The sequence below is a fragment of the Sediminibacterium sp. TEGAF015 genome (genome assembly GCF_025997995.1).
In the GTDB taxonomy this organism is placed as follows: Bacteria; Bacteroidota; Bacteroidia; order Chitinophagales; family Chitinophagaceae; genus Sediminibacterium.
Genome location: NZ_AP026683.1, coordinates 876683 through 892621, shown reverse-complemented (window position 1 = coordinate 892621; position 15939 = coordinate 876683). Strand labels below are relative to the sequence as shown.

Below are 15939 nucleotides of genomic sequence, written 5' to 3'. Positions count from 1 at the left end.
ACTCGGGGCTTTTCTATAAATGTTATTCTTAATTAGAAGATATAACGAACACCTAACTGCATAGACCATGTGCTGGCTAAGCTTAGGTTGTCTTGCCATGGCTTGGTAACCAACTGGCCACCTTGCTGCTGCAAGTTGAATGTAGGACGACCTTCTGTATCTAAGCCTCTAAAGATTAAAGGCTGAGTTGTTGTAGCGATCTGTCTTACACCTGAAGATTTGAACAACAAGTTACCTACGTTGAAGATATCAGCAGTTAGCTGTAAAGTGTGCTTGCGTGCACCAATATTTGCCATGATATCCTGAACTACTCTTAAGTCGAAACGTGCAACCCATGGAAGGTAAACTTCGTTACGGCCAGCATATTGACCAATGTTCTTTCTTAAGTAAGGAGAATTCTGAACGAATTGTACCCAAGCATTTGCTTGCTCTTGTGCAGTTCTAGCAGGGTTACCACCACTTGCAGTTTGTGCAACGAAAATTGGCGCAGCTGTAATGTACATTAGGTCAGAGCTATTACCGTCGTTGTTGAGGTCTCCATTGTAAGTATAGCTGAAGTTGTTACCTCTAGCGATTTCACCAAACAAACCAACTGTTGTTGCTAAGTGCTTACCAGTATTAAACTTGTAAGACATATTGGTGATAATTCTATGTGGTGTTACATAAGCAGAGTTGAACAATTGTAAATCGTTCTGAGTTCCTGTTGTAGGATTGCTCTGCCATGTTGAAGTTGCCTGGCTACCTGGGTTAGAAGTTAATTCATTTGCATAGCTCATGGTGTAAGCCAACATACCAGAGAATCCTTTGGTAGAAGTTTTCGTAACCATAAAAGTTAATGAACCACTGTTTCCTTTGTTGGCATTTTCAAGAACAATTGCAGATCCGATATTGCTGTACAATCTTCTGTCGGCAGTAGCAGCGTATCTTGGTCTCATATCGCCACCGCCGTTTAACTGGGCAGTTGGTGCTTTTTGGTTAGCATTTCTCATGATAACAGCGTTGATATCCTTAGTAATTAAGGCTTCAACAGTTAATGCCCAACCATTACCCAATTTCTTGTCGATAGCAATATTGTTTCTCCAAACCTGAGGGAAACGGAAAGATTGATCCATCAATACAATGTTCGCATTGTTAGCTAAAACACCAGGTACTGGGCTAAAGCTTCCTCTGTAAGCATCTGGATTAGGATTGAATAAGAAGTTACCTAATAATGCCGGGTTGGTTACCGCCTGGCTAGCTTGATACATCTGGCTATTACCTGGCATATTGGTTAAGTATACAAAAGGAATTCTACCTGTAAATAAACCAGATCCACCACGAACTACGATGTTTTCATCATCGATTTTGTAACGGAATCCAACTCTTGGAGAGAAGTAAAGCGTGTTTTGTTTAGGCCACTCACTTGTTTTAAATGTAGTAGAAACACCATTTCTATCAGGGAAACGTAATGCACTTACATTAGGATTCTCTAATGGAGCTTCAGGGAATAACACTTTGTCTACACGTAAACCATAAGTTAACTTGAAGTTTTCGTTAACGTTGTATTCATCTTGGAAATAAACACCTAGTTGTCCAATTTTCAGGTCAGCAGCATATACTGCAGGCTTGTTTGGATCTAAAGAGAAAGTGTAAGAGAATGCAGCAGGAGCTCTGTTAGCCATGAAGTCTGCCAAAGAATTATAAGCATAATAGCTTGCAGAACCAGGCATAAACATATTACCTACACGCTGATACTCATAAGTAGCACCTGCGGTGAAAGTATGTTTACCTGCATAATAAGTAAAGTTGTTGGTTACGTTGAATACGTCGTTCTTAACGTCGTTGTTTCTAGTAAATGGATCAGATCCCGCAGACATATAGTTCTGACCATTGTTGTTGAAAATATCAATGGTTGGGAAGATACCACCTGCAACCGCTCTTGTAGCCTGAATCTTGGAGAAAGTAGCAATGAACTGGTTAGAGAACTTGCCATTAAAGTTAGAGTTTAATTCAATAGAACCTGTTCTAACAATATCCTTAAACTTGTAGTTTGAATTTTCAAAAGACATAGAGTTTAAGCTAAAACGGTTGTTAGGCAAACGGCTGATTGAACTACCACCAGCAGGAACAAATGTTGGGTTGTTAGGAATACTAGAACCATTCAATTGCTGGTCGTTGTTGTTAACAAGGTCAGAATACTTTAAAGTTAACTTGTGGTTGTTGTTGATGTTCCAGTCAATCTTTGCCAACATTTTAGTGTTCTTAGTAGCAAAGTTGGGGAAGTTGTCAAACGCACCTGGATCGTATCCGTAAGTTGTTCTTAGGAAGTTGGCAAACTTAGTAAGTGAGTCTACACTTGTGTTACTTACGTTACCATTTCCAGAACCACCTCTAGGGCTGAATGCGATACCAGGTTGGCTTCTTTCTTCTTCTTCATAAGAAGCAAAGAAGAATAATTTATTCTTGATGATAGCACCACCTAAAGTAGCACCAAAGATTTTGTTGCTAGATTTAACTTGAGCAGGAAGCTTTACATTTCCTACATTTAAACCGTTATAATCTTGGTTTCTGTATAGACCATACACAGAACCTTTTAAAGTGTTGGTACCACTCTTGGTAACTGCGTTGATACCTGCACCTGTAAAACCGGATTGTCTTACATCAAATGGAGCAATATTTACAGAAACTTCTTCAATCGCATCAATTGAAATTGGGCTTGCACCACCACCAGGAAGCGGATCAGAACTTAAACCAAAGTTGTTGTTTAAGTTAGCACCATCCACTTGAGTGTTATTGAAACGTCCGTCTCTACCTGCGAAGCTGGTACCGTTTGCCTGTGGAGTAACACGGGTAAAATCGGTGATGCTACGGCTGATAGTAGGCATGGATCCCAACATACGTTGGTTGATTACTGTTGAAGCACCTCCGGATTTGTCTCCGCTGGACTTTTTCTTCAGGGCATTAACCACTACTTCACTCAACACTTTAGATTCGTCTAAAAGTGTAGGGTTAATAACGAATGGTTCACCCAATAAAAGATAGATATCATTTACTGTCTCTACTTTTAAACCTGTGAAGCTGATTTTAAGTGTGTAAGGACCTCCGGTTCTTAAACCAGCTAAGGTAAATACACCGCCTTTTTTGGCTAAAGTAGAATACTGTGTACCAGATGGCGTATGAACAGCCACAAGGCTTGCGCCCTCAACGGGTTGCCCATCAGCAGTTTTTACAACCCCTGTGATACTACTTGTAGTAACCTGAGCGGTCGTAATTAAAGTTGCTAAAACGGCAACCATAATCAATGAAATTCTTTTAAAAATTCTCATAATCTTGGTTTTGTGCTGCAAATATCCAACTAAACCCGTTTGTCCCCAAAATCTTGTTAAAATAATATATCAATAAAAACAGGTTTATAAACATCACTTACAACAAGAAATAGGAAGTAATGATCGTAAGTGATTGATAGATATAACATTAAGTTGATTTTTGCCCCTGTGTGCCCCTTATTGAAGAACAAGTGTTTGTTAATAAAAACTTAACCTAAGGCTGGTCTGAAATTGCCAATTCCCCGATTTATGGTTCCCAGCCTGGAAATTAGTCTCAAAAAGGCTTCTGTTTAACCATCCCGGATCAAATGAATATTGCGGTATTGAGTTAGCCAAATCTGCCCAACCTTCCCAGCCAATCAACGGAATTCGATTGCCGGGAACAATCCATTCCTGCCCCCAGTTCCGGTTAATCAAACCCAGTAAATTGATTAGTTCAAAACTCAGGGTCAATTTTAATTTACAATGCCTAATGCTGGGATAAAACTGCTTTTGAACAGATCCATCCACCCGATGATAAAAAGGAGCTCTGCTGCCATTTTTCTCGGCATATTGCCCTCTTCTTTTTTGCAGATACAATTCCTGACTAATAAAATAATCCAGTGCCCTTCTCTGTTCTTCTGATCCATAGTACCAGCCGTTGAAGACGGAAGGTTTGAAAATCATGGAAGAGAGTTCATCTGTTTTGGGAATGTAAATAAGGTCGTACCCCAAGGCGGTTGGGTCATCACCAGAAAGATTGTTTTCGCCATATACATAACTGAATAATCCTCCCTGCTGACCGGTATAATGCAGGGATACAGTAGTTTGCTGTCTTTTGTTAACCTTCTTTTTCCAGGTTATTGAAGCATGAATGCGATGACCCTGACTGAAGTCTGAAGTTGCCAATATCGGATTGTTTCTGCCGTTGATATTTTCCTGTAATCTCCAGTAATGCAAAGTATTGGTAAAATTACCGTCATATACAGCAGTAGATTTTCCGTAAGTATAATTCAACATAATCCGGAATGGCTGTTTGTTTACAGTTGTCTGAAACTGCCATTGATAGCCACTTGATTGCAGGCTGTCCAAATTATGAATTAATAAAACGTGTTGGTAGGGATTCGCCGTATTTGGTTGCAAAACTATACTGATGGGCTTGTTTGGATGGTAGATCCGCCGTTGGTCTGCTCCGGATAGGTTAGAATTGGGTTGTGTAATATTGATATTGGTAAATCCCGTTTCTGTTTTTTGCCGGTAAAACAACAATTCTGTTTCGAATGAAATATGTGCATTGATTTTTTGTTCCCAACTAAGTACCGATCTCCAGATAGAAGGAAGTTTGAGGTCTTTACTGCTTACATAAATGGTACCCTTGGTTTCTGTATAAAGTAGGGGTAATGAAAGTTGGCCGTTAAAGCCGGGTGGAGTAAAATAGTATCCATTCAGGTCACTACCTTTTGCAGTGATGCCAGTTAATTTATTCCCGTTATTGCTTTGAATTCCGGACAGCCATGAGTTGGGAATTGTGCCAATGAAAATGCCAGATCCTAATTTTAATATGCTATTCCATTTTGGCATTTTCCAGACCCATTGTATCCTCGGTGCAATGCTCCAGTTAAAGCCTGGGAGCCTTCCTGATTGTAAGCCCTCCGTATTATAATAGGAGGCAAGAATCGGCAGCGCTACCTGCTGAGTAAATGAATCTGTTTCAGCCGCATTAGCAAAATATTCTTTTTGTAATCGGATACCTGCTTGCAATTGCAGCTGGTTGTTTAGGGATGATTTGTAATTTAAAAACACTGCTTTTCTAATCATGTGCATGTTTGACAAAAAATCATCTTCCCGTATTTGGTTGTTTTTTTTATTGATGGTAAACTCAACGGGCTTTCTGTTTTGTACAAAATCGCCGATGCTGTAATAGAAATAGCTGCCATGGCCATTCGGGATAAAATTGTTGTTCAGTTGATGGTATTGCAAATCTATACCTACTTCTATAAAATGTCTACCAGACAGCCGATGCAACCGGTTGATGATTTGAAAACTTTTTTGTTGAGAAATATTTTGATAGGTTTCTTCATTCGCACCTATAACAATGATGCCTTCGCCGTCTAGCAATCTGATGGTTGGATAAGTCTGAATGGAAGGGTTTGTATTGCGATGGTGTTGATTAAAATAAAAAGACAATCTGTTCTGTAATTGATTCTTCCACAGTTTTTTCCATTCTGCACTAAGAGAGAATTGTTGTTGCGTCAGGTGCTTTGCATTGTTAGAGAATGAGAGGAGGCGTGCATTTTGAAGATATGCATGCGTTCTGAATTGTTGATTCCATCTTCCTGTTAGGCTAATTTGATGTTGGTTCTTCATTACAGCATCTATTCGCAACGAAAATCTGTTGTTTCTGTAAGTTGCCTGCTGGTCTGGTGTTCCGGGGTCATACTGAAATTGCTCCATTATGGTTTGCCTGAGCCTATTTAGTTTTTCAATGGAGCGGGTATCACCTTGGTAATGACTGCTGTCATACAAAAAATCAGCCTTAGAAGCAATGAATTCTGTATTGAGAAAAAAGAAAACTTTATTGGCAATCACAGGGCCGCTCAGATTGATCCCTCTATGGTTGTATTGTTTATAGTTGGCTTTAGAATGAAAATATATTTCCTGTTTGGGTTGATTGGAACCTCTGCTGGTTACTATTTGTATAATTGCTCCGGTAGCGTTTCCCAATGAAGCATCAAAGGGATTCTTTATCAGCATGATTTGTTCAATACTTTCAAGTGCTGCTGGACCTTGTCCGTTTTCACCGTTTAATATGCCGCTGGGGGAAAGTCCGAATGGATCATTTTGTATTAGCCCGTCAATGTAATATGCATTGGAACGATATCGTTGTCCTGAAAAAGAAAGCGCTCCGGATCCATCATTTTTTACACTGGCAGAAGGTTCATGCAAAAACAGATTTCCCCAATGTTGACTATGAACTGTCTGATCAGATTGAATAGTAGTTCCATTCCGCCATTGCTTATTTTGAATTGAGCTTTGAATTGTAAGCGGGACTAGTATATTCATAGAAGGTTGCAAGGGTATATGTATCTGAAGATCTTCTCCTGCCATTACATGTACCGATTGAATTTGCAGCGTGTCTGCATTCGGATAACTTACGGTTAACTGGTATTGCGTGGTAGGACTTAACTGATAAATTCCATAAGTTCCTGATGCATTGCTCTTGGTGGAATACAGCATTCCTGTTCCGTTGTCTTTCAGGGTAACCAATGCCCCGGCAATTCTAATCCCCTTAAAACTTACCACCCCACTAACTGCACCCCAATGATTTTGTGGAGCGGCTTCTGCAAGCAATAAAAGTGTGCTCCAAAAACAAAGGACTCTTTTCATATCATTCATTTATTCAATGCTATCCCGATTATTTGTTAAAATCAGGGGTATTTGTACCGAATCTAATTGTTTAAAAGCGGTGGCTTGAATGGGTTTATGTAATTTTGCAACTCAATTCAGATTTATGTTAGATAGTATTTCCGCAGCGATTGAAGATATCAGAAACGGTAAGATGGTGATTGTGGTAGACGATGAAGATCGTGAGAACGAAGGCGACTTTATTATGGCCGCCCGATTCGCAACACCGGAAGCCATCAACTTCATGAGCAAAGAAGGACGAGGGTTGATTTGTGCGGCGTTAACAGAAGAACGATGCAAGGAATTAGATCTTACACCAATGGTTTCATCCAATACTTCTTTGCATGAGACTGCATTTACTGTTTCTATTGATTTGATTGGTCAGGGTACTACCACAGGCATTTCTGCACATGATCGTTCTAAAACCATACAGGCATTGGTGCATCCTGAAACCAAAGCTTCCGATTTAGGCAGACCCGGTCATATATTTCCGCTGAGAGCCAAAGCCGGCGGAGTGTTGAGAAGAAGTGGCCATACAGAAGCAACCGTTGATCTGGCGCGTTTGGCAGGATTAGAACCGGCTGGTGTTCTGGTAGAAGTAATGAATGAAGACGGGTCTATGGCCAGGCTTCCACAGTTATTGGAAATTGCCAAAAAGTTCGATCTCAAAATAATTTCAATTAAGGATCTAATTGATTACCGATTGACTTCAGATTCTTTAATTGAAGAATTGGTTCGGGTAAATATGCCAACCAAATATGGTTCTTTTGAATTGCTTGCTTTCAGAGAAACTTTGTCTGGTGCAGAGCACCTGGCGCTGGTGAAAGGTAGCTGGAGTAAAGACGAACCTGTGCTTACGCGTGTACATAGCAGTTGTTTTACTGGAGATATTTTAGGTAGTCTGCGTTGTGATTGTGGAGAACAGTTACACAAAGCCATGCGTATGGTTGAAGCAGCAGGTGCAGGTGTTATTTTATATATGAATCAGGAGGGCAGAGGGATTGGTCTGATTAACAAATTAAAAGCCTATCAATTACAGGAAGCTGGAATGGATACCGTAGAAGCTAATTTACAGCTCGGATTTGGAATGGATGAAAGAGATTACGGTGTAGGAGCTCAAATACTTCGTGCATTGGGAGTTACCAAGCTGAAGCTGATGAGTAATAATCCACGTAAGCGGGCTGGCTTAAAGGGATATGGTCTTGAAATAGTTGATACAGTTCCTATTGAAGTGGCACCTAATCCTTACAACGAGAAATACCTGACTACAAAAAGAGATAAATTAGGTCACGCCATTTTGGGTGAGTAATATTTATTTTTTCTTTTTAATCAGTTGTTTCGTTTCGTCGAGTTCCTTTTTCAGCTGAATGGTGTACAGTGTAAGCTCTTCGATTTTTTTCAGCAATAGGGCATTCATGTTTCCCAAATCAATTCCATCTTTCATTACTTCTGCAGTAGTAGGGATGCCAGGAAGGTGATGGTTTTTTTGTATGTATTCATCCAATACGTTCAGAGGCATCAGGGAATAATCTTTTTGAAACACATGGTCGTACCAGTCTTTGGAATTCTTAATAGCTACTTTTACTTTCTCTGTAAGAATGCCTTGTTCAACATATAATTTATAGCCATCCACCTGGGTGTTTACATCCCCGATTCTAACCCTGCCTTCATAAGAATCAATGGAGAAGAATTCTTTTTCAATAGCATCGGAACCTGCTTTGTGACTGATTTTGAATGTCTGAGGTGTTTTTAAAACCTCGTCTCCGGAAACCCTGGCACCAATTGTCCAGTAACTTAAGTTTTTGGGGTTGGAAACATCACCGTTCGAGAACATAATGGACGGCTCATTCTGACCGCCAGAAGCCCATTCATTGCTAAGCTTTAGTAAAATATTCTTGTTGCGCGTATTGCCTGCACCTTTTTTTATTTCCAATGGAGCACCCGGGCTCAGTATACCAATACCAACAAAACCTGCTTCAGGAAAAACATTTTGCTTGTCTCCGGTTGCTGCAGCATTTTCATCTACCGGCACAGCAACGGTCTTAGGTTTACCGCTGGGTCTTTGGGCAAATACGGTTATATGTCCAATAGTTATAACAGTTAATACAAGCAATATTCTTTTCATACAATACAACTTATTCGTTTGAGAAACGAATTTAAGTTAAAAATCAGTTAGAGAATTCTAGTGGTTAGCCTAAAGCGTTTAGGAAATTTAGGGAAACCTTTATCAAGTAAGAGGCGCACTTAGGCGCCTCTTATTTTAGATTTTGTAATTTTTATCGGTGATAGGGAGGGTTTTCCTTGTCCTCTCGTTCTTTTTCTTTGTCATATGCCTTGATGATGGCTTTTACCAATCGATGTCTTACCACATCTTCTTCTGTTAATTCAATATGGGCGATGCCATCAATATTGCGCAGAATCCGTGTTGATTTGTCTAATCCGCTTCGCATATTGCGGGGCAAATCAATCTGTGTTGGATCACCGGTGATAATAGCTTTGGCATTGGCACCAATACGGGTTAAAAACATTTTCAACTGAAGGTCATTGGCATTCTGAGCTTCATCCAGAATGATAAATGCATTGTCGAGTGTTCTACCACGCATGTAGGCCAACGGTGCAATCTCAATGGTACGGGTACTCATATAATACCCCAGTTTGTCAGCTGGTATCATATCGTCCAGTGCGTCATACAGAGGGCGTAGGTATGGATCAATTTTTTCTTTTAAATCACCCGGCAGGAATCCGAGACTTTCGCCTGCTTCTACTGCTGGTCTGGTTAAAATAATTTTCTTGACCACTTTGTTTTTTAAAGCCCTTACCGCAAGCGCTACCGCTGTATAGGTTTTACCGGTACCCGCTGGTCCAATGGCAAAAACGATATCGTTTCTGTCTGCAGCGTGTACCATTTTCTTCTGATTCTGGGTTCTTGCCCTTACGGTCTTTCCGTTGGGGCCAAATACCAGAATATCATTGGGATTCCGATCCACAAAATTATCGATGGCTTCAGCGTCGTCACCACCTAATATCTGTTCAAAATAGCCTTCACTCAAATGACCATTTCTTTGCAGGTACTGAACAATTAAATCAATTTTTTCTTTGGCAGTATCAATCTGTTCGGGCGCGCCGCTCAGTTTTAATTGAGTGCCTCTTGACAAGATTTTTAAAAGGGGAAATTTTTTCTTCAGTAAATCGAGTTTTCCATTGTTGACGCCAAAAAACTCAATAGGATTTACCGATTCTAGGCTAATGATTGTTTCTGTCAATCTCTAGGGTTTTAGTTTAAAAATCAGGTTCCTCGGGTAACCTTACCGTTCTCTTTCAAATTTAATTCAGGCATACAGATATTTCCTAATGATTCTTATGCACAGCTGTGGAAAGATTCATATGGTAACAATTCGTTAACCGGAATGTTTGGTTACAATGCTTTTAAAGCAGCAATAGTTTCTTTGGGGTCTGCAGATTTAAAAACGGTATTGCCCGCAACCAAAACATCAGCTCCGGCTGCTAAAATCTCTTTTGCATTTTCCAGTGTAACACCGCCGTCTATTTCTATTAGGCAATTGCTGGAAGCCTGATTGATGATGGCCTTTAATTGCTTTATTTTTTCAATGGTTCTTGGGATAAAACTTTGACCCCCAAATCCGGGGTTTACACTCATTAAGCAAACAACATCCACATCGGCAATAATGTCTTTCAGTAAGTCTACAGAAGTGTGCGGATTCACGGCCACACCGGCTTTCATGCCCAGCGCTTTAATCTGTTGAATATTTCTGTGCAAGTGATGGCAGGCTTCAATATGTACGGTTAAAATATCTGCTCCGGCTTCTTTAAATGCCTGGGTATATTTTTCCGGTTCTTCAATCATTAAGTGCACGTCGCATACTTTGTTCGTAGCTTTTCTGATATGGCTGATAACAGGTAATCCAAAACTAATATTCGGTACAAATCTTCCATCCATTACATCTAGATGAAACCAGTCGGCATGGCTTTCATTCAGCATCTGACAGTCTTTATTGAGGTGTAAGAAATTGGCACTTAAGAGGGAAGGGGCTATTATGGGCATGGAGCTAATTTTATATTGCAAAGCTAATTTGTTTTTTCTTCTGTTTGGAACCTATGACAGTTTCCTGACAATATTCATGGCATTGCAGTTTAATTTTGCACCATATATAAATAGTATGAAAAAAGCTTTCTTGTTTTTTGCTCAAATTGCGATAGTGCTAGGTGCGCTTGCACAACCCGGTTCTCAGCCTCTAAACAAAGTGCCGGGTGATACCCTTCGTTTTGAAGGGGAAAAGTTTTTTAAAAACGTTCAGCAGTTAACTTTTGGAGGAGACAATGCAGAAGCTTACTGGAGTTTTGATAGTAAGCATATCGTATTTCAACGCACCAATCCTAAAGAAGGGATAAACTGCGATCAGATTTATGTGGGCAAAGTACCAACGAAACCGGGGGAGAAATTTGAATATAAATTAGTGGGCACCGGCAAGGGAAGGTCTACCTGTGCTTATTTTATGCCAGATGGGAAACATATTATTTATGCTTCTACACATGAGGGGGGAGCAGAATGTCCGCCAGTACCGGATCGTGCTAAATACGGAAACAAATACATCTGGCCTTTGTACAGCAGTTATGATATTTACATGGCCGACCTGAATGGTAAAATTGTTAAGAAGTTAACCAATGCAAAAGGGTATGATGCCGAAGCCACCCTCTCTTATGATGGAAAGAAAATGATTTATTGTTCCGATAAAAGCGGTGACCTTGAATTGTATATAATGGACCTGGCAAGTGGGAAAGAAAAGCAAATCACATATGACCTGGGATACGATGGCGGTGCCTGGTTTAGCCCCGATGGAAAAAAAATAGTATGGCGTGCCAGCAGACCTAAAACGGATGCTGAAATTGCAGAGTATAAGGAACTACTAAAGGAAGGACTGGTTGCACCAACCAATATGGAAGTTTGGGTTGCAGATGCAGACGGCTCTAATCCAAAGCAGATTACCAGCTGGGGACAGGCCAATTGGGCTCCCAATTTTACCCCTGACAGTAAAGGAATTATCATTTCCAGTAACCACGAATACAAAAGAGGCTTTCCTTTTAACATGTATCTAGTAGACCTGGAGGGAAATAATAAGCAAAAAATCAGCAGAGATCAGGGATTTGATGCTTTCCCAATGGTTAGTCCAGACGGCAAAAAGATTGTGTTTGGTTCCAACAGAAACAATGGTGGAACACGTGATACCAACTTATTTGTTGCCGACTGGGTTAAGCAATAATCAGGTTTGTTTATTTGTTTGTTTGGTTAGAATGGTTTACGCGAAAGCGTAAACCATTTCTGTTGTATATTGCCCATCATTTATTATTGCCTTAAAACTATTTTATGCAAACAGGATTTGTTCATTTACACAATTTTTTACGTTGGGTGATTGTGATATTGTTAGTGGTATCTATTGTGAAAGCTTACACCGGATGGTCAGCTAAAAAAACATTTCAGTCTGGCGATAAGAAAGTTTGGTTGTTCACTATGATTGCTTCACATATTACACTGTTACTGGGTTTGTATCAGGTGGCTATGGGACGTTACGGAATTTTCACTACACAGTTGCCCGAAGGAACTTCCTTTATGAAAGATAAGTTCTATCGTTTTTTCTGGATGGAACACCCGGTTACCATGATTGGCGCCATTGTATTTATTACGCTGGCACACGGAATGGCTAAAAAGCAGGTTCCTGATGAAGTGAAGTTTAAGAAAGCTTTCATTTTCTTTTTGATTGCGGCATTGTTGATTTTAGCAGGTGTGCCCTGGCCGTTCAGAGGCGAAATTATTGGAAGACCTCTTTTCCCAGGAGCGTAATGTTTTAAAATAGATTGTATGCCACATTATATTCAGCTAGGATCCATCCCTCATAAACGTCATACGCAGTTCAGAAAGCCAGATGGTGGTTTGTATTCTGAGCAGTTGTTTTCTACTGAAGGATTTAGTGATGACTATTCCCTCTTGTACCATATTTATCCTCCCACTCAGATAATCAAAACGGATGAGCCCATTGATGTATCACCCAAAGTTGCAGAGGAGAAAATGCTGAAGCACCGCTGCTTTGAAGGATTTCAGGTAAAGCCGGTTGCCGATTATTTAGAGAGCAGAAAGGCAGTGTTGGTAAACAATGATTGTCATATTGTACTGGCTGCACCTCAACAAAGCATGTCCGAATATTTTTATAAAAATGCGGACGCAGATGAATTGATTTTTATTCACGAAGGAAGTGGTACAGTTAAAACCCAGTACGGTAAACTGGATTTTTCTTATGGTGATTACATTGTGATTCCCAGAGGTACTATTTATCAGATTCATTTTAATGGATCAGATAACCGACTGTTTATAGTAGAAAGTTTTAGCCCGTTCCGATATCCGAAACGTTATCTGAGCAAACATGGACAGTTGCTGGAGCATTCTCCTTATTGTGAGCGTGATATTAGAGGTCCAAAGGATTTGGAGACTATTGACCAGAAAGGAGATTTTTTAATCAAGACCAAAAAGAAAGGGATTCTATATGGGCTGCATTATGGTACCCACCCTTTTGATGTAATTGGGTGGGATGGATGTTGCTATCCTTATATCTTTAGTATACACGATTTTGAACCTATTACAGGAAGAGTACATCAGCCACCACCAGTGCATCAGACATTTGATGCGCACAATTTTGTGGTGTGCAGTTTCTGCCCAAGATTATACGATTACCATCCAGCGGCAATTCCTGCTCCTTACAATCATAGTAATATAGACAGTGATGAGGTATTGTATTATGTTGATGGAGATTTTATGAGCCGAAAGAATGTAACCAGGGGAATGATTACTCTGCATCCCGCAGGTATTCCTCACGGTCCACATCCGGGAGCTGTTGAAAAGAGTATCGGGAAAAAAGAGACCCTAGAGCTGGCTGTAATGGTAGACACTTTTCATCCCCTTCAGCTTACGGAAGAAGCCATCCGGATTGAAAATGAGGGATATACCATGAGTTGGGCAGAATAATCCCGATTTTTCCTTAACTTATGGCATAAACAATTGCCATATGATTAAATTCAACGACATCAAAATTGGAGACTACATGATGGGCGAGTTTGAAGGAAAAATGTGGGAGGGAGAAGTCACCCGATTAAACGGAGATGAAAAGCAGGTTTGTCTGCTTACCTCTGTACAGGAATTCTGGTTTTCAACGGATCATTTGCATCCGATTCCTCTGGATGAAAATGCCTTACTGAGTCTTAGTTTCAGCAAACAGGATGGGGAGGATGGTTCTGTTAAGTATTCAAAAGGAGCTTTCCGGCTGGTTACCCCGAAAGCGGGTGATTTCTCGTCCATAGAAATGTGGTATAGGGAAGACAGGAGACATCATCCCAACGTTCATTATGTACATCAGCTGCAAAATCAGTATTCAGATATGGTTAAAATTCATCTTACTCGAGATCCCATGTAGTCATTTCAATTTGCTCAATTGCATAGGATTGGATAAATATAGATAGAGAAGGCGGATAAAAATCAGGTACGTTTTTAATAAATTTGCGTCAGGAATATCCTGGCGCTTTTTCTTTTTTCTACCTTTCCGGTGGCCGAATCCAGGGAAAAACAGGCGCCAAAACCAGCTTTTTTCGGTGGAAAACTCATTTTTTGGAATTTTTTTCCACATTTTCAGGAGTTTTCTCCCCTTATTTTTCATAATTCGGTTGTATTCTAATATCTTTGCAGCCCCAAAAATAGTATGTCGAAACAACCATTGATTAAACAGGACGGAGTCATTCTAGAGGCATTAAGTAATGCAATGTTTAGAGTGAAGTTAGAAAACGGTCACGAAATATTGGCCACTATTTCAGGAAAAATGAGGATGCACTACATCCGTATTTTACCAGGGGACAAAGTGGGTGTGGAAATGAGCCCATACGATTTGAGCAGAGGAAGAATCATTTTCAGATACAAATAAGAATAACGAACGTAACAGGAAAATAACAGTTAAACAACCAAAAAATGAAAGTAAGAGCTTCCATTAAAAAACGCAGTGCCGATTGTAAGATCGTGAAGCGCAAGGGTAAATTATTTGTGATTAACAAAAAGAATCCTCGCTTTAAGCAGCGTCAAGGGTAATCCAATTAATCAAATTAACAGCATAAAACAACTATAATATGGCTCGTATTGCCGGTATTGATTTGCCAAAAAACAAAAGAGGAGAGATTGGTCTAACCTATATTTTTGGTATTGGACGTTCAACAGCTCAGTATATCCTTGAAAAAGCGGGTATTGACTTGGACAAAAAAGTAAACCAGTGGAATGATGAGGAGCAAACTGCTATCCGTAACATCATCAACAACGAATTCAAGGTAGAAGGTGCACTAAGAAGTGAGGTTTCTATGAGTATCAAACGTTTGTTGGATATTGCATGTTACAGAGGGTTACGTCATCGTAAAGGACTTCCTGTTCGTGGTCAGAGAACAAAGACCAACAGCCGTACCAGAAAAGGTAAGCGTAAAACAGTTGCTGGTAAGAAGAAAGCAGCTAAGAAATAAATAGTCAGCCCGAATCATCATTCGGGCTTTCTTGCATAAAATCCCTGATGATTGGATCTCTGAAAAGAGGGAGACTGAAGGGTTCCGTTCTAACGGATATTATTTAACCATCCCTTCGGGGAAGATTACCTAAAAAAGCAAAAATGGCTAAACCACAAAAAGCGCAGAACAGTGCAAAAGCTGCTGCCAAGAAAAGAGTAGTAAAAGTAGATGCTGCCGGCGAAGTAAGAATCTCTGCTACTTTCAACAACATTATTATCAGCTTTACCAACAAGACTGGCCAGGTTATCAGCTGGAGCAGTGCTGGTAAAATGGGTTTTAAAGGTTCTAAGAAAAACACTCCATACGCAGCTCAGATGGCTGCTGCTGATGCTGCGAAAGTTGCATTGGACGCAGGTTTGAAGCGTGTAGATGTATTTGTAAAAGGACCAGGTGCGGGTCGTGAAGGTGCAATCCGTTCTATTTCTCAGTCTGGTATTGAAGTAACTTCTATCAAAGACGTTACCCCTATGCCACACAACGGATGTCGTCCTCCAAAACAAAGAAGAGTTTAATTTACCTAAGCCCCAATAGGGGTAGTGGAAAAAATATTGAGCCACAAGGTTTCATTTATCAAAAGGTTGCCCGATTCATTTTTTACGATTTTTAACCGATCGACGCAACGAATGCTAAAAAAATCGAAATGAAAATT

General features: G+C 40.1%; 15 protein-coding genes. 9 read left to right on the top strand and 6 right to left on the bottom strand.

What is annotated here, in order from left to right; translation table 11 throughout:
- Window positions 1–32 precede the first annotated feature (32 nt).
- A complete protein-coding gene (locus TEGAF0_RS04010; RefSeq protein WP_264900263.1) occupies window positions 33–3305 on the bottom strand; it encodes a TonB-dependent receptor in 3273 nt (1090 codons plus the stop codon).
- A gap of 198 nt (window positions 3306–3503) precedes the next feature.
- On the bottom strand, window positions 3504–6671 hold the full coding sequence (locus tag TEGAF0_RS04005; RefSeq protein ID WP_264900261.1) for a TonB-dependent receptor: 3168 nt from the start codon (window positions 6669–6671) through the stop codon (window positions 3504–3506).
- A gap of 124 nt (window positions 6672–6795) precedes the next feature.
- On the opposite strand from TEGAF0_RS04005, the gene TEGAF0_RS04000 reads away from it, so the two are divergent.
- A complete protein-coding gene (locus TEGAF0_RS04000; protein ID WP_264900260.1) occupies window positions 6796–7998 on the top strand; it encodes a bifunctional 3,4-dihydroxy-2-butanone-4-phosphate synthase/GTP cyclohydrolase II in 1203 nt (400 codons plus the stop codon).
- Window positions 7999–8001: 3 nt separating this feature from the next.
- Here TEGAF0_RS04000 and TEGAF0_RS03995 read toward each other — a convergent pair whose 3' ends face one another.
- The 3 genes from TEGAF0_RS03995 to rpe form a co-directional block, all read right to left on the bottom strand.
- Entirely contained in the window at window positions 8002–8814 is an 813-nt protein-coding gene (locus tag TEGAF0_RS03995) for a hypothetical protein (RefSeq protein WP_264900259.1), read from the bottom strand.
- A 151-nt stretch (window positions 8815–8965) separates the two neighbouring features.
- Window positions 8966–9952, bottom strand: coding sequence for a PhoH family protein (locus TEGAF0_RS03990; RefSeq protein WP_264900258.1), 987 nt, complete (start codon window positions 9950–9952; stop codon window positions 8966–8968).
- Between the two features lie 152 nt (window positions 9953–10104).
- Window positions 10105–10752, bottom strand: a complete 648-nt coding sequence (gene rpe / locus TEGAF0_RS03985) for a ribulose-phosphate 3-epimerase (RefSeq protein WP_264900256.1) — start codon at window positions 10750–10752, stop codon at window positions 10105–10107.
- 115 nt (window positions 10753–10867) lie between these two features.
- On the opposite strand from rpe, the gene TEGAF0_RS03980 reads away from it, so the two are divergent.
- From TEGAF0_RS03980 to TEGAF0_RS03965, 4 genes are all read left to right on the top strand, one after another.
- Window positions 10868–11968 (top strand): TolB family protein, encoded by a 1101-nt coding sequence (locus TEGAF0_RS03980; protein WP_264900254.1) that lies wholly within the window; start codon window positions 10868–10870, stop codon window positions 11966–11968.
- Between the two features lie 104 nt (window positions 11969–12072).
- On the top strand, window positions 12073–12546 hold the full coding sequence (locus TEGAF0_RS03975) for a hypothetical protein (protein ID WP_264900252.1): 474 nt from the start codon (window positions 12073–12075) through the stop codon (window positions 12544–12546).
- Window positions 12547–12564: 18 nt separating this feature from the next.
- Window positions 12565–13722, top strand: coding sequence for a homogentisate 1,2-dioxygenase (locus TEGAF0_RS03970; RefSeq protein WP_264900251.1), 1158 nt, complete (start codon window positions 12565–12567; stop codon window positions 13720–13722).
- A gap of 40 nt (window positions 13723–13762) precedes the next feature.
- Window positions 13763–14167 (top strand): hypothetical protein, encoded by a 405-nt coding sequence (locus TEGAF0_RS03965; protein ID WP_264900249.1) that lies wholly within the window; start codon window positions 13763–13765, stop codon window positions 14165–14167.
- Here the strand turns inward: TEGAF0_RS03965 and TEGAF0_RS03960 are convergent, their stop codons facing one another.
- Window positions 14168–14407, bottom strand: coding sequence for a hypothetical protein (locus TEGAF0_RS03960; RefSeq protein WP_264900247.1), 240 nt, complete (start codon window positions 14405–14407; stop codon window positions 14168–14170).
- A 42-nt stretch (window positions 14408–14449) separates the two neighbouring features.
- Between TEGAF0_RS03960 and infA the strand changes: the two genes are divergently transcribed.
- The 4 genes from infA to rpsK all read left to right on the top strand — a co-directional run bounded on the left by infA (window position 14450) and on the right by rpsK (window position 15802).
- Window positions 14450–14668: a translation initiation factor IF-1 gene (infA, locus tag TEGAF0_RS03955; protein ID WP_026752042.1), complete on the top strand. Its 219-nt coding sequence runs from the start codon at window positions 14450–14452 to the stop codon at window positions 14666–14668.
- Between the two features lie 44 nt (window positions 14669–14712).
- Complete coding sequence (ykgO, locus tag TEGAF0_RS03950) at window positions 14713–14829, top strand: type B 50S ribosomal protein L36 (protein WP_071790319.1); 117 nt, start codon at window positions 14713–14715, stop codon at window positions 14827–14829.
- A 38-nt stretch (window positions 14830–14867) separates the two neighbouring features.
- Complete coding sequence (rpsM, locus tag TEGAF0_RS03945; protein WP_264900238.1) at window positions 14868–15248, top strand: 30S ribosomal protein S13; 381 nt, start codon at window positions 14868–14870, stop codon at window positions 15246–15248.
- Window positions 15249–15391: 143 nt separating this feature from the next.
- Window positions 15392–15802, top strand: a complete 411-nt coding sequence (rpsK, locus tag TEGAF0_RS03940) for a 30S ribosomal protein S11 (protein WP_026752040.1) — start codon at window positions 15392–15394, stop codon at window positions 15800–15802.
- Window positions 15803–15939: the final 137 nt, after the last annotated feature.

Coding starts and splice junctions, on each gene's coding strand:
- TEGAF0_RS04010 (WP_264900263.1), bottom strand. CDS start 3,305: ATGAGAATTTTTAAAAGAATTTCATTGATTATGGTTGCCGTTTTAGCA.
- TEGAF0_RS04005 (WP_264900261.1), bottom strand. CDS start 6,671: ATGAAAAGAGTCCTTTGTTTTTGGAGCACACTTTTATTGCTTGCAGAA.
- TEGAF0_RS04000 (WP_264900260.1), top strand. CDS start 6,796: ATGTTAGATAGTATTTCCGCAGCGATTGAAGATATCAGAAACGGTAAG.
- TEGAF0_RS03995 (WP_264900259.1), bottom strand. CDS start 8,814: ATGAAAAGAATATTGCTTGTATTAACTGTTATAACTATTGGACATATA.
- rpe (WP_264900256.1), bottom strand. CDS start 10,752: ATGCCCATAATAGCCCCTTCCCTCTTAAGTGCCAATTTCTTACACCTC.
- TEGAF0_RS03980 (WP_264900254.1), top strand. CDS start 10,868: ATGAAAAAAGCTTTCTTGTTTTTTGCTCAAATTGCGATAGTGCTAGGT.
- TEGAF0_RS03975 (WP_264900252.1), top strand. CDS start 12,073: ATGCAAACAGGATTTGTTCATTTACACAATTTTTTACGTTGGGTGATT.
- TEGAF0_RS03970 (WP_264900251.1), top strand. CDS start 12,565: ATGCCACATTATATTCAGCTAGGATCCATCCCTCATAAACGTCATACG.
- TEGAF0_RS03965 (WP_264900249.1), top strand. CDS start 13,763: ATGATTAAATTCAACGACATCAAAATTGGAGACTACATGATGGGCGAG.
- TEGAF0_RS03960 (WP_264900247.1), bottom strand. CDS start 14,407: ATGAAAAATAAGGGGAGAAAACTCCTGAAAATGTGGAAAAAAATTCCA.
- infA (WP_026752042.1), top strand. CDS start 14,450: ATGTCGAAACAACCATTGATTAAACAGGACGGAGTCATTCTAGAGGCA.
- ykgO (WP_071790319.1), top strand. CDS start 14,713: ATGAAAGTAAGAGCTTCCATTAAAAAACGCAGTGCCGATTGTAAGATC.
- rpsM (WP_264900238.1), top strand. CDS start 14,868: ATGGCTCGTATTGCCGGTATTGATTTGCCAAAAAACAAAAGAGGAGAG.
- rpsK (WP_026752040.1), top strand. CDS start 15,392: ATGGCTAAACCACAAAAAGCGCAGAACAGTGCAAAAGCTGCTGCCAAG.